Source organism: Streptomyces sp. RKAG337, assembly GCF_023701715.1.
GTDB lineage: Bacteria > Actinomycetota > Actinomycetes > Streptomycetales > Streptomycetaceae > Actinacidiphila.
Map to the genome: position 1 here is coordinate 5,109,097 of NZ_JAJOZA010000001.1, position 17,303 is coordinate 5,126,399.

General features: G+C 71.3%; 19 protein-coding genes. 8 read left to right on the forward strand and 11 right to left on the reverse strand.

What is annotated here, in order from left to right; genetic code table 11:
* Window positions 1-149 precede the first annotated feature (149 nt).
* Both LNW73_RS22580 and LNW73_RS22585 read right to left on the reverse strand, forming a co-directional pair.
* Window positions 150-1,634, reverse strand: a complete 1,485-nt coding sequence (locus tag LNW73_RS22580; RefSeq protein ID WP_250991145.1) for an MFS transporter — start codon at window positions 1,632-1,634, stop codon at window positions 150-152.
* A gap of 115 nt (window positions 1,635-1,749) precedes the next feature.
* Complete coding sequence (locus LNW73_RS22585) at window positions 1,750-2,631, reverse strand: SGNH/GDSL hydrolase family protein (RefSeq protein WP_250975773.1); 882 nt, start codon at window positions 2,629-2,631, stop codon at window positions 1,750-1,752.
* Window positions 2,632-2,890: 259 nt separating this feature from the next.
* Here LNW73_RS22585 and LNW73_RS22590 point away from each other — a divergent pair, with 259 nt between their 5' ends.
* Together LNW73_RS22590 and LNW73_RS22595 are read left to right on the forward strand one after the other, a co-directional pair.
* The gene (locus LNW73_RS22590; RefSeq protein WP_164294043.1) at window positions 2,891-3,385 is read left to right on the forward strand and encodes a DUF3145 domain-containing protein; all 495 of its coding nucleotides are present in this window, start codon (window positions 2,891-2,893) and stop codon (window positions 3,383-3,385) included.
* Between the two features lie 63 nt (window positions 3,386-3,448).
* Window positions 3,449-4,324, forward strand: coding sequence for an NAD(P)-dependent oxidoreductase (locus LNW73_RS22595; protein ID WP_250991146.1), 876 nt, complete (start codon window positions 3,449-3,451; stop codon window positions 4,322-4,324).
* 68 nt (window positions 4,325-4,392) lie between these two features.
* Here LNW73_RS22595 and LNW73_RS22600 read toward each other — a convergent pair whose 3' ends face one another.
* Window positions 4,393-5,013 (reverse strand): TetR/AcrR family transcriptional regulator, encoded by a 621-nt coding sequence (locus LNW73_RS22600; protein WP_250975771.1) that lies wholly within the window; start codon window positions 5,011-5,013, stop codon window positions 4,393-4,395.
* A gap of 113 nt (window positions 5,014-5,126) precedes the next feature.
* Here LNW73_RS22600 and LNW73_RS22605 point away from each other — a divergent pair, with 113 nt between their 5' ends.
* Entirely contained in the window at window positions 5,127-6,080 is a 954-nt protein-coding gene (locus LNW73_RS22605; RefSeq protein ID WP_250991147.1) for a beta-ketoacyl-ACP synthase III, read from the forward strand.
* Between the two features lie 93 nt (window positions 6,081-6,173).
* Here LNW73_RS22605 and LNW73_RS22610 read toward each other — a convergent pair whose 3' ends face one another.
* The 5 genes from LNW73_RS22610 to LNW73_RS22630 form a co-directional block, all read right to left on the reverse strand.
* The gene (locus LNW73_RS22610; protein WP_250975769.1) at window positions 6,174-7,436 is read right to left on the reverse strand and encodes a beta-ketoacyl-[acyl-carrier-protein] synthase family protein; all 1,263 of its coding nucleotides are present in this window, start codon (window positions 7,434-7,436) and stop codon (window positions 6,174-6,176) included.
* A 60-nt stretch (window positions 7,437-7,496) separates the two neighbouring features.
* Window positions 7,497-7,745, reverse strand: coding sequence for an acyl carrier protein (locus LNW73_RS22615; protein ID WP_138356760.1), 249 nt, complete (start codon window positions 7,743-7,745; stop codon window positions 7,497-7,499).
* 68 nt (window positions 7,746-7,813) lie between these two features.
* Complete coding sequence (locus LNW73_RS22620) at window positions 7,814-8,827, reverse strand: ketoacyl-ACP synthase III (RefSeq protein ID WP_250991148.1); 1,014 nt, start codon at window positions 8,825-8,827, stop codon at window positions 7,814-7,816.
* Complete coding sequence (locus LNW73_RS22625) at window positions 8,824-9,819, reverse strand: ACP S-malonyltransferase (RefSeq protein WP_250975767.1); 996 nt, start codon at window positions 9,817-9,819, stop codon at window positions 8,824-8,826. Before LNW73_RS22625 ends, LNW73_RS22620 begins: the two co-directional genes overlap by 4 nt.
* An 89-nt stretch (window positions 9,820-9,908) precedes the next feature.
* Window positions 9,909-11,123 (reverse strand): PucR family transcriptional regulator, encoded by a 1,215-nt coding sequence (locus LNW73_RS22630; protein ID WP_374117410.1) that lies wholly within the window; start codon window positions 11,121-11,123, stop codon window positions 9,909-9,911.
* Between the two features lie 53 nt (window positions 11,124-11,176).
* Here LNW73_RS22630 and LNW73_RS22635 point away from each other — a divergent pair, with 53 nt between their 5' ends.
* Window positions 11,177-11,830: a pirin family protein gene (locus LNW73_RS22635; RefSeq protein ID WP_250991149.1), complete on the forward strand. Its 654-nt coding sequence runs from the start codon at window positions 11,177-11,179 to the stop codon at window positions 11,828-11,830.
* Here LNW73_RS22635 and LNW73_RS22640 read toward each other — a convergent pair.
* The gene (locus LNW73_RS22640) at window positions 11,827-12,642 is read right to left on the reverse strand and encodes a serine hydrolase domain-containing protein (RefSeq protein WP_250975764.1); all 816 of its coding nucleotides are present in this window, start codon (window positions 12,640-12,642) and stop codon (window positions 11,827-11,829) included. The two genes, LNW73_RS22635 and LNW73_RS22640, sit on opposite strands and share 4 nt — an antisense overlap.
* A 78-nt stretch (window positions 12,643-12,720) precedes the next feature.
* Between LNW73_RS22640 and LNW73_RS22645 the strand changes: the two genes are divergently transcribed.
* Both LNW73_RS22645 and LNW73_RS22650 read left to right on the forward strand, forming a co-directional pair.
* The gene (locus LNW73_RS22645; RefSeq protein ID WP_250975763.1) at window positions 12,721-13,197 is read left to right on the forward strand and encodes a MerR family transcriptional regulator; all 477 of its coding nucleotides are present in this window, start codon (window positions 12,721-12,723) and stop codon (window positions 13,195-13,197) included.
* Window positions 13,198-13,202: 5 nt separating this feature from the next.
* Window positions 13,203-14,240, forward strand: coding sequence for an aldo/keto reductase (locus LNW73_RS22650; RefSeq protein ID WP_250975762.1), 1,038 nt, complete (start codon window positions 13,203-13,205; stop codon window positions 14,238-14,240).
* Here the strand turns inward: LNW73_RS22650 and LNW73_RS22655 are convergent.
* Both LNW73_RS22655 and LNW73_RS22660 read right to left on the reverse strand, forming a co-directional pair.
* Window positions 14,218-14,943 (reverse strand): DUF4429 domain-containing protein, encoded by a 726-nt coding sequence (locus LNW73_RS22655; RefSeq protein ID WP_250975761.1) that lies wholly within the window; start codon window positions 14,941-14,943, stop codon window positions 14,218-14,220. The genes LNW73_RS22650 and LNW73_RS22655 overlap by 23 nt on opposite strands.
* Before the next feature lie 108 nt (window positions 14,944-15,051).
* Window positions 15,052-16,257: an alpha/beta hydrolase gene (locus tag LNW73_RS22660; RefSeq protein WP_250991150.1), complete on the reverse strand. Its 1,206-nt coding sequence runs from the start codon at window positions 16,255-16,257 to the stop codon at window positions 15,052-15,054.
* Window positions 16,258-16,552: 295 nt separating this feature from the next.
* Here LNW73_RS22660 and LNW73_RS22665 point away from each other — a divergent pair, with 295 nt between their 5' ends.
* Both LNW73_RS22665 and LNW73_RS22670 read left to right on the forward strand, forming a co-directional pair.
* Window positions 16,553-16,912, forward strand: a complete 360-nt coding sequence (locus LNW73_RS22665) for a peptidase inhibitor family I36 protein (RefSeq protein WP_138356769.1) — start codon at window positions 16,553-16,555, stop codon at window positions 16,910-16,912.
* Between the two features lie 64 nt (window positions 16,913-16,976).
* Complete coding sequence (locus tag LNW73_RS22670; RefSeq protein ID WP_250991151.1) at window positions 16,977-17,234, forward strand: small hydrophobic protein; 258 nt, start codon at window positions 16,977-16,979, stop codon at window positions 17,232-17,234.
* Window positions 17,235-17,303 lie beyond the last annotated feature (69 nt).

Sequence of the window (17,303 nt, forward strand, 5' to 3'; positions counted from 1 at the left end):
GTCCGCGCCGAGGGCGCCCTCCAGTCGCCGCTGGCGAAGGTGTCGTTCGGGCCGAGCATGTTCTTCATGGCGCGCAAGGCAGGTTGACAACGTCCTCAAACGCCGGACGGGCTGGAATGTCCAGCCCGTCCGGCGCTCGAGGGTGCTTCTCAGACGAGTGCGAGTTCGCGGCCGGCCGCGACGTCCTCTTCTGATTCCTCCGCGGAGCGGACCGTCTTCGGGAGGAAGAAGCCGAGCACGAAGGCCAGCGCGATCAGCCCCACCGTGCACAGCGCCGTCGTCCCCGCGGCGTCCAGCGCGGCCTCGATGTGGCCGGCGGGGCCGGGCCGGGCGTCGCTGAGGATGTTGAAGAAGACGGTGCCGAGGACGGCGAAGCCGAGCGTCATGCCGAGCTGCTGGAGCGCCTGCAGGGTGCCCGAGGCGGAGCCGATCTCGTGGCCGTCGACGCCGTTGAGGATGATGTCGAAGAGCGGCACGAAGATCATGCCCATCCCGGCGCCGCCGACCAGCAGCGGGGCCGCGAAGTCCCAGTCCGTGATGTCCGCGCCGGCCCACTGGAAGACACCGTAGAGGGCGAGCAGTCCGCCGCCCATCAGGATCAGGCCGAGGTGCAGGATGCGGCGGCCGAGGCGGGCCATCATGATGCCGCCGAAGGCGGAGCCGAAGAGCGCGCCCAGCGCCCAGGGCGCCGTGGTCAGGCTGGAGTGCAGGGCGGTGTAGCCGAGGCCGAGCTGCAGGAAGATGCCGAGGGTGAGGATCATGCCGCCCATGGACGCGGTGAAGGCGATGGCGAACGCGACCCCGGAGACGTAGGCCCGCTTGGTGAAGACGCTCGGCTCCACCAGCGGGGTGCGGCCGGAACGCTTGCGCAGCACCTGGTAGCGGGCGAAGACGGCCAGCACCGGCAGCGAGGCGACGAGCATCACCAGCACCCAGGTGGGCCAGCCCAGTTCACGGCCCTGCACCAGCGGGAAGACCAGCAGGAAGGCGCCGGTTCCGGCGAGCAGCACCCCGGGGAGGTCCAGCCGCGCGCCGCGGGCGGTCGGGGCCACGTCCGGCAGGTACTTCCAGCCCATCACGAACGCGAACGCGCCGATCGGCAGGTTGATGCCGAAGATCATGCGCCAGCCGGTGCCGAACAGGTCCGCGTGGATCAGCACACCGGCGATGATCGGGCCCATCACCGCGGACAGCCCCATCAGCGGACCGAAGATCCCCCACGCCTTCTTCATCTCGGAGGCGGGGAACAGGTCCCGGGTCAGCCCGAAGCCCTGCGGCAGCATCACCGCGCCGCACACCCCCTGCGCGATCCGCGCCACGATCAGCGTCTGCGGGGACTGCGCCGCCGCGCACAGCATCGAGGTGAGCGTGAACCCGGCGATCCCGGCCAGCAGGACCCGCTTGCGGCCGTACATGTCGCCCAGCCGTCCGCCGGTGAGCAGCGCGACCGCCATGGCGAGGGTGTAGCCCGCCGCGATCCACTGGAGGTCGGCGTACGAGCCGCCAAGTCCGGTGCGGATCGCGGGCGCCGCGACATTGGCCACGGTCGAGTCCAGCAGGTCCATGACGCTCGCCGCGATGACGGCGGTGTACCCGAGCCAGCGGTACCGGTGAAGTGCGTTCTTCGTGTCCATGAGCAGTACGTTACGGACCCATGCGGTCAGCTTCTGTCCGCAAGGAAGAGGGGAGTTGAAGGGTTCCGGGGTGGCTCTTTCACGGCCTCCCGCACGGCCTTCCGCACGGCCCTTCTCACGGTTTCGCGAAGGCCGCCGTGTAGAGGATCCGGGCGAGCTGCGCCTGTCCCTGGGCGTTGGGGTGGAACCAGTCCCAGCTGCTCAACTCGTCCGACGTGAAGCGGTAGTCGAAGACCGCTCCGCCGTCGTAGCGGCAGTGCTCGTACTTCGCGCAGACCTCTTTGAGGACCCGGTTGTACGCCACCACCCGCGCCCGGACCGCGTCCCGCCGGGTCTGCGCGCTCTCGCTCACCGAGTCCGCGTCGCGCAGCATCGAGGGGCAGATGCCGAGCTTCCAGATCTGCTTGCCGAGCGGGTTCTCCTTGCCCACCTCCCACAGCCGCTTGAGGTCGGGGATGCTCGCCACGAACACCTGGGACTTCGGCAGGGCGCTGTGCAGCCCGGTCATCGCCCGGGTGAAGTCGGCGCGGAAGTCGGCCACCGGTGTCATGTCGTCGGCGGAGTCCCGGCAGGCGTCGTTGGAGCCCATCAGCACCGTCACCAGCGACGGCTTCTTCGCGGCGGCGGCCACCGCCTGGTCCGGCAGATCCGACATCCGGGCGCCGCTCCTGGCGAGGTTCCAGCTGTTGGCGGCGATACCGGTGGCGCTCAGCACCCGGCCCGCGATGCTGTCCACTTGGCTGCGGGTGCCGGTGACCCAGGAGACCTCCGGGCAGTCCGCCAGCAGGGAACAGGCGTCGAAGCCACGGGTGATGGAATCGCCCAGCGCGGCGATCGACGCGGGGTGCGCGTTCCACGTGGGGGTGGGCCGGGGAACAGGTTTGCGGCTGACCGGTACGGCCGGTTTCTCGTGCGGTGCGGGTCCCCCGCCGGAGCATCCGGCCAGCAACAGGGAGGCGGCGGCAGTGGCCAGGAAACCTCGCAGGAACGGTCGCATCCGGTGATCCCCTCCGACGAGTGGGTGACATCTGGTCCGAGCCCGACGGTACGTCACTCCTCTGGAGACGCCGCACGGTAGCTTTTCCCTGACAACCCAGGAGAACCGGTGGGAGGTTTACCGAAGCCCAGTTGGCAGAAGTTCACTCTTGTCCTGTTTGTTATCAATGGTGCAGAATATCTAATGTTGCCCCGGAAGCAGCCGGTTCGGGCGTGAGGCCGCTGGGGAAGGCGAACCTCGTCCCACACTGGAGGTACCGGTGACGACACGTGGAGTTCTGTACGTTCACTCCGCACCGCGCGCGCTGTGCCCGCACGTCGAATGGGCCGTCGCGGGCGTCCTCGGCGTGCGCGTAAGCCTCGACTGGATCCGCCAGCCCGTCTCACCGGGCACCTGGCGGGCCGAGTTCTCCTGGCAGGGGGAGCCCGGTACGGCCTCGAAGCTGGCGTCCGCCCTGCGCGGCTGGCACCTGCTGCGCTTCGAAGTCACGGCCGAACCCTGCCCGGCCGCCGAAGGGGAGAGATACAGCTGCACCCCCGAACTCGGCATCTTCCACGCCGTCACGGGCATGCACGGCGACATCCTCATCCCCGAGGACCGGCTCCGCGCCGCGCTCCAGCGGGCCCGCACGGGTGAGGCGGATCTGGAGACCGAGGTCGCCAGGCTGCTCGGCAAACCGTGGGACGACGAGCTCGAGCCGTTCCGGTACGCGGGCGAGGGCGCACCGGTGCGCTGGCTGCACCAGGTCGTGTGACGAACCCTCACGTTCCGCCGGTCCCGCTGCCGTAGGTTCCGTCGCGGGGTCTAACGTGCCGGTATGGACGACACACTTTCCGTAGCGGTGCTCGGCACCGGCCTCATGGGCGCGGGCATGGCGCGCAATCTCGCCGCCGCCGGGCTCGAAGTGCGCGCCTGGAACCGCACCCTCGCGCGGGCCGAGCCGCTGGCCGCCGCCGGAGTGCACATCACCGGCGACCCGGTCGAGGCGGTCCGCGGCGCGGACGCCGTCGTCACCATGCTGCTCGACGGCCCGTCCGTGCTGCGGACGATGCGGGAGGCGTCCCCCGGGCTGCGCGAGGGCGTGGTGTGGGCCCAGATGTGCACCGTCGGGCCCGACGCGCTGGCGCCGCTGGCGGACCTGGCCCGCGAGCGCGGCGCGCACTTCGTCGACGCGCCCGTGCTCGGCACCCGGTCGGCCGCGGAAGCGGGTCGGTTGACGGTGCTGGCGGCCGGCCCGGAGGCCGCCCGGCCGGTGGCGGGCCGGGTCTTCGACGCGGTCGGGCGCAAGGTCCTGTGGCTGGGCGACGACGGCGGGAAGGGAACGGCCAGCAGCCTCAAGCTGGTTCTCAACAGCTGGGTGCTGGCGGTCACCAACGGCGCGGCCGAGGCGATGGCCCTGGCCAGGGGCCTGGACGTGGACCCCCGGAACTTCTTCGAGGCGCTCGACGGCGGCCCGCTCGACCTGCCCTATCTGCGTCTGAAGGCCGAGGCGATGCTCAGCGGCGACTTCGCACCGAACTTCACGGTCGACGGCGCGCTGAAGGACGCCCGGCTCATCGTCGCCGCGGGCGAGGCGCACGGCGTCCAGCTGGACGTGGCCGCCGCGGGCGCGGAGCGCTTCAGCCGCGCGGCCGGCCAGGGGCACGGCGGCGAGGACATGGCGGCCTCGTACTTCGCGAGCTTCGACACGTAGGGTCCGTCGTCTGGATCTCCGTGGACGCCGCAGGGATCCAGACGGCAGACCCTGGGTCGGCATCCGGCTCAGTTCGCGGCGGGTCCGCCCAGCAGTCGCGCGACCGCGCGGCGGGCGCGGTCGGGGGCGGTCGTGTCGCCGAAGAGCTGGACCATGTGGTTGAGGCTGAAGAAGATCCCGGTCAGTTCGAAGACCAACTGCTCGGGGTCGGAGCCGGCCGGCAGTTCGCCCGCCGTCACCGCGTGCCGGATGTCGGCCAGCAGCCGGTGCCGCCACGTCTGATGGAGTTTCACCACGGCGTCCCGCACCGGTCCCGGCAGCCGGGCGTCGAACTCCACGGCGGAGGTCGTGAAGAGACAGCCGCCGGGGAACGTCGCGCGTTCGCGGTGCAGATACGTCGTCCACGCCTCGCACAGCGCGCGCAGCCTGGCCAGCCCCGGTTCGGTGCCCGAGGCCGGTTCCCAGACCGCCCGGGAGAACACCTCGGACGCCCGGCGCAGGGCCGCGAGCTGCAGGGCCTCCTTGGTGCCGAAGTGGCCCAGCAGGCCCGACTTGCTGATGCCGAGGTCGAGGGCGAGGCGGCCGATCGTCAGCCCGTCGAGACCGTCGACCGAGGCCACCGCGACGCTGCGCTCGACGATGCGCTCACGGGTGCGGTGCGCCTCGGCGGCCGACTTCCTGGGACTCATGGACCCATCGTATCGGTCATCGGGGGCCCTTTAGAGTCCGACCGGTCGGACGCTATATTGCTCGGCACGACAGCCGAACACCGAGCAGCCAGCACCGAGCCGAGGAGTCAGCCATGTGGGAAGCACCGGGAAGCCGTATCGCCGCCATGGGCCACTACCAGCCGGGTGAGGTCCTCACCAACGACGACCTCGCCGGCCTCGTCGACACCAGCGACGAGTGGATCCGGCAGCGCACCGGAATCGCGACCCGCCACATCGCCCGCCAGGAGTCGGTCACCGACCTGGCCGCCGCGGCCGGCGGCAAGGCGCTCGCCGCCGCCGGGCTCGACCCCGCCGAGATCGGGCTGGTCATCGTGGCCACATCCAGCGCGATCGACCGCTGCCCCACCGTCGCCGCGCGGACCGCGGGCCGGCTGGGCATACCGTCGGCCGTCGCATACGACCTCAACAACGCCTGCACGGGCTTCGTCACCGCCCTCGCCACCGCGGACCACTCACTGCGCGCAGGGGCCGCGCGGCACGCGCTCGTCATCGGCGCCGAGAAGATGTCCGACCTCACGGACTGGACCGACCGCACCACCTGCGTCCTCCTCGGCGACGGCGCGGGCGCGGCGGTCGTCAGCGCCCAGGAGGGCGGGGACGCCGGCATCGGTCCCGTCGTCTGGGGCTCCGACCCCGCCCGCGGGGACGCCGTCCGCCTCCAGGACGACTGGCAGCCGCGCTTCCGGCAGAACGGCCAGACGGTCTTCCGCTGGGCCACCACCGAGTTGGCGCCCGTCGCCGTCGAGGCCTGCCGCCGCGCCGGTCTCACCCCTGCGGACCTGGGCGGCATCGTCACCCACCAGGCGAACCTGCGGATCATCGACTCGCTGGTGCGCCAACTGGACGCCCCGCAGGCCGTCGTGGCCCGCGACGTCACGGTCTCCGGCAACACGTCCGCCGCCTCGATCCCGCTGGCGCTCTCCAAGCTCGTCGAGGACCGCACGATCCCGCGGGGCGCCCCGGTGCTGCTGCTCGGCTTCGGCGGCGGTCTGTCCTGGGCCGCTCAGGTCGTGGCCTGCCCGTAGTCGGCGCCTGCCCGTGAGCAGCCGCCGGACGCGAGAACGGCCTGTTCCCCGGTCGGTGGACCGGGGGAACAGGCCGTTGCGGCGCTGTGGCCGTCAGACGGTGCGGAACGCCAGGACGACGTTGTGACCGCCGAAGCCGAACGAGTTGTTGAGGGCGATGATCGGGCCCTCCGGCAGCGGCTTCGCCTTGGTGGAGACCAGCTTCGCGTCGACCTCGTCGTCCAGGTCGACGATGTTGATCGTCGGCGGGGCGAGGCGGTTGTGGAGCGCGAGCACGGTGGCGACGGACTCGATGCCGCCGGCGCCGCCGAGCAGGTGCCCGGTCATCGACTTGGTGGCGGAGATCGCGATGTGGTCCAGCTCGTGGCCCAGCACCTTGCCGAGCGCCTTGACCTCCGCGACGTCACCCTGCGGGGTCGAGGTGGCGTGCGCGTTCAGGTGCACGATCTCGGAGGTGTCCAGACCGGTGGAGGCGATCAGGTGCTCCAGCGCGGCGGAGATGCCGCGGCCGGTCGGCTCGGGCTGGGCGATGTGGTGGCTGTCCGCGGACAGGCCCTGGCCCAGCGCCTCGCAGTAGACCTTGGCACCGCGCTGCGCGGCGTGCTCGGCCGACTCCAGGACGATGACGCCCGCGCCCTCACCGAGGACGAAGCCGTCACGGCCCTTGTCGTACGGGCGCGAAGCGCCGTGCGGGTCGTCGTTGTTCTTCGACATCGCCATCATGTTGGCGAAGGCGACGATCGGCAGCGGGTGGATGGCCGCCTCGGTGCCGCCCGCGACGACCACGTCGGCGCGGCCGGTGCGGATCATCTCGATGGCATAGCCGACCGCTTCCGCGCCGGAGGCGCACGCGCTCACCAACGAGTGAACGCCGGCCCGCGCGTTGACCTCGAGGCCGACGTTGGCGGACGGGCTGTTCGGCATGAGCATCGGAACGGTGTGCGGGGAGACCTTGCGGACGCCCTGCTCCTTGAGCACGTCGTACTGGCCCAGCAGCGTCGTGACGCCGCCGATGCCGGAGGCGACGACGGTGCCGAGCCGGTCAGGGTCGATCGAGGAGTCCTCGCCGGCCTTGCCGGTGAAGCCCGCGTCGGCCCAGGCCTCGCGAGCCGCGATCAGCGCGAACTGCGCCGAGCGGTCCAGCTTGCGGAGCAGCGGGCGCGGCAGGATCTCCGACGGTTCGACGGCGATCTGACCGGCGATGCGGACCGGCAGCTCGGCTGCCCAGTCCTGCTCCAGGGCGCTGATGCCGGAACGTCCGGCGACCAGGCCTTCCCAGGTCGACGCGCTGTCGCCACCCAGCGGTGTGGTTGCGCCGATACCGGTGACGACCACGGTGCGATTGGTCGAGTTCACAGGAATTGTCTCTCCACGTTTAGAAGGGCGGGCGACAGACGCGTCGTCCCAGGGGGTGTGTCAGGCCTGGTTCTTGAGGATGTAGTCGACGGCGTCGCCGACGGTCTTGAGGTCCTTGACGGCGTCGTCCGGGATCTTGGTCTCGAAACGCTCTTCAGCGGCCACGACGACCTCGACCATGGACAGGGAGTCGACGTCCAGGTCGTCGGTGAAGGACTTCTCCGTCTGGACGTCCTCGACCGGGATGCCGGCGATCTCGTTGACGATCTCGGCGAGGCCTTCGAGGATCTCTGCCTGGGTGGCGGCCATTACGGCGCTCCTTATGTGTTGCGGGGGAGTGCGGCGTGCGGGACTGCGGCGCCGCGAAGGGGTTGTGACTAGGGGAGAGTAACCACAGTTGCGGCGTACACGAGACCCGCCCCGAAGCCGATGAGCAGGGCGGTGTCGCCGCTCTTGGCCTGGCCGGTGGCCAGCAGCCGCTCCATCGCCAGCGGGATGGAGGCCGACGAGGTGTTGCCGGTGGTCTCGATGTCGCGGGCGATCGCGACGTGTTCCGGCAGCTTCAGTGCCTTGATCATCGAGTCGATGATGCGCATGTTCGCCTGGTGCGGGATGAAGACGTCGAGCTGGTCCGCGGTGATCCCGGCGGCGTCCAGCGCCTGCTGGGCCACCTTGGCCATCTCGAAGACCGCCCAGCGGAAGACCGTCTGGCCCTCCTGGCGCAGCGCCGGGAACTTCCCCGTCTCCGGCTGGCCGCCGGCGCGGAAGACCTCCCACGAGTCGGTCTGGGCGATCACCTCGGACTTGTCGCCCTCCGAGCCCCAGACGGAGGGGCCGATGGCGGGCACGTCGGACGGGCCGACCACGACCGCGCCGGCGCCGTCGCCGAAGAGGAAGGCGGTCGCCCGGTCGGTCAGGTCGGTCAGGTCGCTCAGCCGCTCGACCCCGATCACCAGCACGTTCTTGGCGCTGCCGTCGGTGACCATGCCCTTGGCGAGGGTCAGCCCGTAGGCGAAGCCGGCGCAGGCCGCGGAGATGTCGAACGCGGCGGCCTTGCCCGCGCCGAGCCGGAACGCGATCTCGGTCGCGATCGCCGGCGTCTGCTTGAAGTGCGAGACGGTGGCGACGATCACCGCGCCGATGTCCTCGGCCGACAGACCCGCGTCGGCGAGCGCCTTGCCCGAGGCCTCGATCGACATCTCGGCGACGGTCTCCGACTCGTTCGCCCAGTGGCGCGTGGAGATGCCGGAGCGGGAGCGGATCCACTCGTCGCTGGAGTCGATCGTCTCCAGGATCACCTCGTTGGGGACCACCCGGGTCGGCCGGTAGCCGCCGACCCCGCGAATCCGCGCGTACGGGGCACCCTGGCTGGGCTGGATCTTCGCCGTCATGTCTGGGGTGACTCCTCTTCGGCCGCGGAAAGGGTGAGCGGCAGGGACGCGCCGATGGCGTCCGGGTCGCCGTGCTCGGCGACGATCGCGCGAGCCGCGTCGATGTCGTCCGGGGTCTTCAGGGCGAGCGTCTTGACGCCCGGCAGGGCCCGCTTGGCCAGGCCGACCAGCGTGCCGGCCGGCGCCATCTCGATGATCGCGGTGACGCCGAGTTCCTTGAACGTCTCCATGCACAGGTCCCAGCGGACCGGGTTGGAGACCTGCTGGACCAGCCGGCGGACGATCTCGTCGCCGCTGCCGACGACCTGGCCGTCGGCGTTCGACACATATCGGGTACCCGGATCACGCACGGTCACACCGGGCACGAGGGCCTCCAGCGTGGACACCGCGGGAGCCATGTGGTGGGTGTGGAACGCGCCGGCCACCTTCAGGGCGATGACGCGGGCCTTCTCGGGCTTGTCCTCGGCGAGCGCGGCCAGCTGCTCCGCGGTGCCGGCGGCGACGATCTGGCCGCCGCCGTTGATGTTCGCCGGGGTCAGGCCGAGCTTCTCCAGGTGCGCGAGGACCTCTTCGGGGTCGCCGCCGAGCACCGCGGACATGCCGGTGGTGGTGACGGCCGCGGCCTTGGCCATGGCCAGTCCGCGCTGCCGCACAAGGGCCATCGCCGATTCCGCGGTGATGACACCGGCGCCGGCGGCGGCGGTGATCTCACCGACGCTGTGTCCGGCGACCGCGCCGACGGCACGCCGGCCGTCGGCCGGGTGCGGGAAGAGCGACAGGGCCGAGACCAGTCCGGCGGCCACCAGCAGTGGCTGGGCCACGGCGGTGTCGCGGATCTCGTCCGCGTCGGCCTTCGTGCCGTAGTGGACAAGGTCGAGCCCCGCCACCGCGGACCACCAGTGAAGGCGGTCGGCGACGCCGGGAAGGTCGAGCCAAGGAGTCAGGAAGCCGGGCGTCTGGGCACCCTGGCCGGGAGCGACGAGTACGAGCACGTACACACTCTCTCTCGCGGGCGGGTCTCACCGCCCGTGGGGACAGGGACGAAGAACTGCTGGACGATTTGTTGGTGTCCCACAAAAACTCAGGGTGATTGATCGGCGCCGGACAGTCGTCCCAGGATGAGGGCGATGCGCAGAGTGAACGCCGAACGCACGTCGGAGGGCGACCATCCGGTGACATCCGTCACACGTCGCAGCCGGTAGCGGACGGTGTTTGGGTGAACGAACAACATCCGCGCCGCCCCTTCGAGGGACGAGGCCTGTTCGAGGTAGACACTCAGCGTTTCGAGGAGCGCGGAGCCCGCTTCCTCCAACGGTCTGTAGATCTCCTCCACCAGCTGTTCACGCGCGTAACGGTCGCCGGCCATCGCGCGCTCGGGCAGCAGGTCGTCCGAGACGACCGGCCGGGGCGCGTCCGGCCAGGCGGCGCACGCCTTCAGACCGGCGGCCGCGGCCTGTGCGGAACGGGTCGCGGACAGCAGGTCCCCGACGACGGGACCGGCCACCACGGGGCCCGCCGCGAACGGGGCGATCAGTGATTTCGCGACCTTGAGCGGCTCGCCCTCACCACCCGCGATCACGACCAGCCGCTCACCGAGCACCCCGGTCAGCACCTGCAGCTTCGCGTGCCGCGCGGCCCGCCGGATGGCCTCCACCGTCAGCTCGCTGTCGCCGTTCGGCGCGGTCCCGAGCACCACGACGATCTGGTCGGGCGAACTCCAGCCCAGCGCCGCCGCGCGCGACAGCACCCCCTCGTCCGCCTCACCGGACAGCACCGCGTTGACGACCAGCGACTCCAGGCGCGCGTCCCACGCGCCCCGGGCCTCGGCCGCCTGCGCGTACACCTGGGCGGTGGCGAACGCGATCTCCCGGGCGTAGACCAGCAGCGCCTCGCGCAGCACCGACTCGTCACCGGGCGCCGCCACCTCGTCGATGGCCGCTTCCATCACCTCGATGGTGGTGCGCACCATCTCCACGGTCTGCCGCAGCGAGATCGCCCTGGTCAACTCCCTGGGCGCGGTCCCGAACACATCCGTGCTGATCGCCTGCGGCGCCTCGGGATGCCGGAACCACTCGGTGAACGCCGCGATGCCCGCCTGCGCCACCAGCCCGATCCAGGACCGGTTCTCCGGTGGCATCGCCCGGTACCACGGCAGCTGCTCATCCATCCGGGCGATGGCGTTCGCAGCGAGCCGGCCGGACGACTTCTCCAGTCGGCGCAGCGTCGCGGCGTGCTCAGCGCGGACGGGCTTTTTCGGGGGCTGCGGAGTGTCGGGCACGGGACAAGACTGCCTTATCCCCAGGGGTGCACGGCGCCGGGGTGCGCGCCGGTCGCTTGTACCGTGGCCGAATGATCGACGTTCGGCGCGGTGGACAGCGATACGCCGGGGGTGATCCCGCCGCGGGGATCGAGACCCTGCACGCGTTCTCCTTCGGCTCCCACTACGACCCCGGCAACCTGCGGTTCGGGCCGCTGATGGCGTGCAACGAGGAGCGGCTGGCGCCCGGCGCCGGCTTCGCGGAGCACCCGCACGGGGGAGTCGAGATCGTGACGTGGGTGATCGAGGGCGAGCTGGGACACCGGGACTCCGCGGGCCACGAGACCGTGGTGCGGGCCGGTGAGGCACAGCTGCTCAGCGCGGGCGACGGCGTCCGCCATGTCGAACGCAACGCCGGGGAAGGCCCGCTGAGGTTCCTTCAGATGTGGCTGGAGCCGGCGGTGTTCGGCGGCGGCCCGCGCTACGGCGTCGAACACGGCACGCGCTTCGTCCCGTTCCGGCAGCCGCACGCGGCGCTGTCCGTCGGCCGCGGCCCTGGCGAACTGCCGGCCGCGCCGTTCGTGTACGTGCACGTGGTGCGCGGCAGCGTCCGGTTGGGCGACGAGACCCTCGAAGCGGGCGACGCGGCGCGCCTCACCGACGAGGAGGGGCTCCTGGTGCGGGCGGCGGGCCCGGTGGAGTACCTCGTCTGGGAGCTGCGTCCGGTGCCGCGCGACCCGGCCTAGGCCCGCAGTTCCGCGAGGACCGCGTCCGTCAGGGCGGGCCACAGCGGGACAGCCCATTCGCCCCAGGCGCGGTCGGTGAGGCAGACGCACGCGGCGCCCGCGTCCGGGTCGACCCACAGGAAGGTCCCGGTCTGGCCGAAGTGCCCGAAGGTGCGCGGGCTGGAGGCGGCGCCGGTCCAGTGCGGGGTCTTGGAGTCCCGGATCTCGAAGCCGAGGCCCCAGTCGTTGGGGTTCTGGTGGCCGTAGCCCGGCAGTACGCCCTTGAGGCCGGGGAAGACGACGGACGTGGCCTCGTCGAGGGTCGACGGGTGCAGGATGCGCGGCGCCTGCAGTTCGGCGGCGAAGCGGACGAGGTCCTCGACGGTGGAGACGCCGTCGGCGGCGGCCGAGCCGGGCAGCGTGGTGGCGGTCATCCCCAGCGGCTCCAGGACCGCCTGCCGCAGGTATTCGGGGAACGGGATGCCGGTGGCCTTGGCGATGTGGTCGGCGAGCACCTCGAACCCGGCGTTGGAGTAGAGCCGGCGGTCACCGGGCGGCGCCATCACGCGGTGCTGGTCGAAGGCCAGCCCTGAGGTGTGGGAGAGCAGATGGCGCACCGTCGAGCCCTCGGGGCCCGCCGGGTCGTCGAGCTCGAAGACGCCCTCCTCGCAGGCGACCAGCGCCGCGTAGGCCGTCAGCGGCTTGGTGACCGACGCGAGCCGGAACGGCTCACCGACCGGGCCGTGGGACCCGGCCACCGTGCCGTCCCGGCGGACGACGGCCGCGGCCGCCGTGGGGACGGGCCAGTTCCGGATCTCACGCAAGCTCTCCATGGGGCGAGCGTAACGCGGCCGGAAAAGATCTCCTGAGGCGCTTGCTTCGAGTGCACTCCAAGTCCGTAGCGTAGGGGCATGACGGTAACGCAGGTGGCTGTGACGAAGGTGGCGAGGAGCAGGGCCGGCCGGATCGCCAGCTGTGACGACCAGGCGTCGATTCTGCGGCCCGACGGGCAGGACCAGTACACGATCAGCGAAGTGGTCACGGTGACCGGGCTGAGCGCGCACACCCTGCGCTGGTACGAGCGGATCGGACTGATGCCGCACGTCGACCGCTCCCACACCGGGCAGCGCCGCTACACCAACCGAGATCTGCACTGGCTGGCCTTCGTCGGCAAGCTCCGGCTGACCGGGATGCCGGTCGCGGACATGGTCAGGTACGCGGAGATGGTGCGCGAGGGCGAGCAGACCTTCGCCGCGCGGCAGGAGCTGCTCGTGGCGCACCGTGAGGACGTGCACCGGCGGATCGCCGAGCTGCAGGACACCCTCGCGGTACTGGACTACAAGATCGACATGTATGGGGGCGCCCAGCGGGCGCCGGAGAGGGTCTGACCCTGATGAGCGACAACGCGAGCAACGCGAGCACGGAAAAGATCGACAGCGTACGGCTGGGCACGGACGGACCGCTGGTCGGCGTCCAGGGCCTGGGCTGCATGGGCATGAGCGAGTTCTACGGCGAGACCGACGTGGACGCGGCGCGGGCGACGCTGGAAGCGGCCCTCGAGGCGGGCGTCACGCTCTTCGACACCGCCGACGCCTACGGCTCGGGGGCGAACGAGGAGTTCCTCGCCCCGTTCGTGAAGGCGCACCGGGACGAGATCACGCTGGCGACCAAGTTCGCCATCGAGCGCAGGGCGGACGACGCGACGTACCGCGGCGTCCGCAACGACCGGGCGTACCTCCGGCAGGCCGTCGAGGGCAGCCTGCGCCGCCTGGGCACGGACGTCATCGACCTGTACTACATGCACCGCCGCGACCCGGGCGTCCCGTTCGCGGAGTCCGTCGGCGCGATGGCCGAGCTGGTGGCGGAGGGCAAGGTCCGGCACCTGGGCCTGTCCGAGGTGACCGGCGCGGAGCTGCGCGAGGCGCACGCCGTCCACCCGATCGCGGCGCTGCAGTCCGAGTGGTCGCTGTTCAGCCGTGATGTGGAACGCAGCGCGGTACCGGCCGCCGCCGAGCTGGGCGTGGCCTTCGTGCCGTACTCACCGCTCGGCCGGGGCTTCCTGACCGGCTCGTTCCTGAATGCCACGACGGATCTGGCCGGCGGCGACTACCGGCAGCACCAGCCCCGGTTCACCGGTGAGAACGCCAGGCGGAACGCGGATCTGCTGGACCCGGTCCGCAAGGCCGCCAAGGCGCACGGGGCGAGCCTGGGCCAGATCGCGCTCGCCTGGGTGCAGCAGCGGGCCCAGGTGCACCAGCTGACCGTGGTGCCGATCCCGGGCACCCGCAAGGTCAGCCGCGTGCTGGAGAACACCGGGGCGACCCGGATCACGCTCGACCAGGTCGAGCTGGAGTGGCTGGAACCGATCGCCGAGCACGTCGCGGGCGACCGCTACCCGGACATGAGCTCTACTTCCGCCGCGCGCGAGTAGCCGTCTGCACGGCGGCCAGCACGGACGCGGCGAACGGCAGCGATTCATGGACCTGGCCGTAGCCGAGCCCGAAGACCACCGCGGCCGGGTTCTGGTCGGGGTCGCCGGGGCGTTCGGTGTCGTCGTTCGGCCGCAGCCGCAGATAGCCGTGCAGCAGCTCGGGGGAGCGCCAGTCGACCCCGCTCAGGTCGGCGACCGGGAAGTGCTGGTCGCCGGCCTTCCATTTGGCGGTCGAGGCGCCCGTCCAGAACCAGCGGAAGGACACCGTGCGGCCGTCGAAGGCGGCCCTGGCGTCGTACGCCTTGAACGACTGCGGCCCGGTGGGCGCGGCGACCAGGAAGCGGTCGGCCGGTTCGCCGGTGTCGTTGTCGGAGACCGCGACCCGTAGCTCGTCCGTGTAGTACTCGGCGAGGGTCTCGCGGTCGGCCGGCAGCACCAGCCGGTAGGGATCAGCGGAGTCCTTCAGCTGCCCGCCCGCCGCTTCCATCAGCGGATCGGCGCCGGGCCGCGGCAGGGCGCGCAGTACGACCGTGCCGCGCTTGCCGGGAACGAGCTCGACGCCGGTCAGCGCGGCGTACGGGATCCGGCGCTCGCCGAGCGTCTGGAGCAGCTTCGAATTGCGCACCCCGCGCTCGTACCGGATGACCACGGCATCCGTGTCGAACTCCCACACGGCATTGGATCCGGCCAAAACGTCACCCATGTGGCTCATCGTAGGGCCGAATGTGGGATCAACTGCCGAACTGACCGCAAAAACGCGCGTGGGGGTGGTTCCGGACCCCAGGCCCGGAACCACCCCCACGACTCCGGCTCAGGCCTGACCGAGGCCGGACGCGCAGTCCTCGCGGTTCGGCGCGCACCGCACCGCGCTGTACTGGCCGAGGGCGATGTCGGTGAAGTTCGCCAGGCTCTCGGTGCCGGGCGCGAAGTAGCCGGGGTGGCCCAGAGCGCCTTCCGTACCGACCACACGGGCCCCGAAGGACTCCGAGACGGGGTCGGCGCCGTGCCCCAGGCCGGCGATCTCCAGGTGTGGCACCTCGCCGATCCAGTCGCTCGGATCGCGGGCGGCCCATACGTTGGCGGAGGTGTGCAGCTGCTTGGCGCGGCTCACCCGCATCCCGGGGCTGCCGAAGACGGTGATGTCGGAGATCTTGTCCGACGGCAGGTCCGGAGCGGCCACCCCGCACAGCACCGAGCCGTACGAGTGGCAGAACAGCGAGATGCGCGCGGTGGACGGCAGCGCCTCGACCAGCGAGTTCAGCCGGACCGCGCCGTTTTCCGCCAGCTCACCGGTGGAGGCGTCGAGACCGACACCCGACGGCGTCGTGTAGTTCGCCCAGGCGATCACCGCGGTGCGCGAGGACGGGTCCTGGGCGCGCTCGGCCTGGTACAGGGCGCGCGCCATGCCGACCGGGGCCGCGTACGACTTGGCGGTGCGTTCGAACGTGCTGATGTCGGTGTCCACACCCGGCACGACCACGGCCACCCGGTCGGCGGAACCGAGATCACCGAAGACCTCGGCGGCCCGGCCGGCTCCGGTCGGGTCGAAGGCGAGGATCTGCCGGCCGTCGCTCAGCAGCGAGGCGTAGCGGTGGGCGCGCTTGTCCGCGTCCTTGCGGCCGGCGGGTGTGAGCAGGGAGCTGTGCGAACGGGCGATCTCCGTGACGCGCGTCTGGGCGAGCGCCACCCGGTTGGCCAGGTAGCGCACGCTCACCGGCGCGCCGTCCAGGTTGCCGACGACGAGCGGGTAGCGGTTGGCGATCTGCCGGGTCTGGGCCGCGGTCAGCGTCGCGAAGAAGTGCGCTATGGAGTCGGCACCGGCCGAGGCGCTGGGCAGCTTGTGCCCGGCCACCGAGCCGTGCAGCCACGACACCAGTGCCGCCGCCCGCGGATCCTCGGCGCCCTTGTGCGGCCGGATGGCGGTCCAGCCGGTGGTCGCGAGCATGACGAAGATGACGGCCAGGGCCAGCAGGGCCCGGATGGACGTTGCATTGAAGCGCTCATCGAATGGGGTCACTCAGTATTGCCTCGCGAAATCGTCCCGGACGCGCACGCCGACCCGGTCCGTCGGCAGAAGGTGCGCGGGGGGTGTGGTGGCCCCTCGGAGGTTTGCGGTATCCCGGCCAGCGTAGAAGACGCAGGGCCATGCCTGAGCCAAGGGTGACTCAAGTCACGTTTCGAAAGTGACTGTACGGGCCAAGCGACTGGGTCGGCTGTTACCCGTGGGGCGGGCCGCACGCAATCCCCCTATCAGGGGGAACGTGCCCGGCCGCTCTTGTGGGCGCCGCGACCGCCGCACCAGCCTGAGCCGCATGAACACGATCCTCACCGCCGCCGCCCTGGCCGCCGCGCTGCTGCCCGTCACCGCCCTCGCCCCGGCCTCCGCCGCGTCCTCCGGGGCCTGCGATCCGGGCCAGCTCTGCCTGTGGGGCAAGGCCGGCTACAGCAGCGCCCGGCAGGCCCACGAACTCGCCGACACCGGCATCGACAACTGCGTGCCGCTCCCCGCGGGCACCCCCGCCCGGTCCTTCGTCAACCGCATCGGCCGGCCGGTCACCACCTACCAGAGCGCGGAGTGCGCCACCGAGGCCGAGTTCGACACCTATCCGACGGGCACCTGGGTGCCCGAATCCCGTTACACCGTCCGGGCGTTCAAGGTCTGGGAGAACTGACACCGCATGGGCGGCCGGGGGCGGGGAACGCGAACGGCGAGCCCCGAAACCTTACGGAGGGACGATGGCCACCCGAACCCGCACCCGTACCCGTATGCGTTCCCGCGACCGGTCCGACATCGGAACGATCGCCGTCGTCGGCGCCGTCTGCGCCATCGTCGGCTTCTTCGTCCTGGGGATCGTGCTCGGACCCCTCGCGATCATCTTCGGCTGGCTCGCCATGGGCCGCAGCTGGCGTGGCGCGAAGTCGATCCCCGCGGTCGTCGCCGTCGTCCTCGGCGCCTTCGACACCGTCGTCGCCATCCTCTGGCTGGCGCAGTAGCCGGCGCGGCAGACGAACGAACGCCGGGCCCGCACCACGGAAAGTGGTGCGGGCCCGGCGTTCGAAACG

What these genes read in the sequence shown, in the direction of transcription:
- LNW73_RS22645 (WP_250975763.1), top strand. Translation starts at nt 12,721, where the DNA reads ATGACGGTAACGCAGGTGGCTGTGACGAAGGTGGCGAGGAGCAGGGCC.
- LNW73_RS22615 (WP_138356760.1), bottom strand. Translation starts at nt 7,745, where the DNA reads ATGGCCGCCACCCAGGCAGAGATCCTCGAAGGCCTCGCCGAGATCGTC.
- LNW73_RS22635 (WP_250991149.1), top strand. Translation starts at nt 11,177, where the DNA reads ATGATCGACGTTCGGCGCGGTGGACAGCGATACGCCGGGGGTGATCCC.
- LNW73_RS22580 (WP_250991145.1), bottom strand. Translation starts at nt 1,634, where the DNA reads ATGGACACGAAGAACGCACTTCACCGGTACCGCTGGCTCGGGTACACC.
- LNW73_RS22605 (WP_250991147.1), top strand. Translation starts at nt 5,127, where the DNA reads ATGTGGGAAGCACCGGGAAGCCGTATCGCCGCCATGGGCCACTACCAG.
- LNW73_RS22655 (WP_250975761.1), bottom strand. Translation starts at nt 14,943, where the DNA reads ATGGGTGACGTTTTGGCCGGATCCAATGCCGTGTGGGAGTTCGACACG.
- LNW73_RS22595 (WP_250991146.1), top strand. Translation starts at nt 3,449, where the DNA reads ATGGACGACACACTTTCCGTAGCGGTGCTCGGCACCGGCCTCATGGGC.
- LNW73_RS22665 (WP_138356769.1), top strand. Translation starts at nt 16,553, where the DNA reads ATGAACACGATCCTCACCGCCGCCGCCCTGGCCGCCGCGCTGCTGCCC.
- LNW73_RS22650 (WP_250975762.1), top strand. Translation starts at nt 13,203, where the DNA reads ATGAGCGACAACGCGAGCAACGCGAGCACGGAAAAGATCGACAGCGTA.
- LNW73_RS22600 (WP_250975771.1), bottom strand. Translation starts at nt 5,013, where the DNA reads ATGAGTCCCAGGAAGTCGGCCGCCGAGGCGCACCGCACCCGTGAGCGC.
- LNW73_RS22670 (WP_250991151.1), top strand. Translation starts at nt 16,977, where the DNA reads ATGGCCACCCGAACCCGCACCCGTACCCGTATGCGTTCCCGCGACCGG.
- LNW73_RS22585 (WP_250975773.1), bottom strand. Translation starts at nt 2,631, where the DNA reads ATGCGACCGTTCCTGCGAGGTTTCCTGGCCACTGCCGCCGCCTCCCTG.
- LNW73_RS22620 (WP_250991148.1), bottom strand. Translation starts at nt 8,827, where the DNA reads ATGACGGCGAAGATCCAGCCCAGCCAGGGTGCCCCGTACGCGCGGATT.
- LNW73_RS22640 (WP_250975764.1), bottom strand. Translation starts at nt 12,642, where the DNA reads ATGGAGAGCTTGCGTGAGATCCGGAACTGGCCCGTCCCCACGGCGGCC.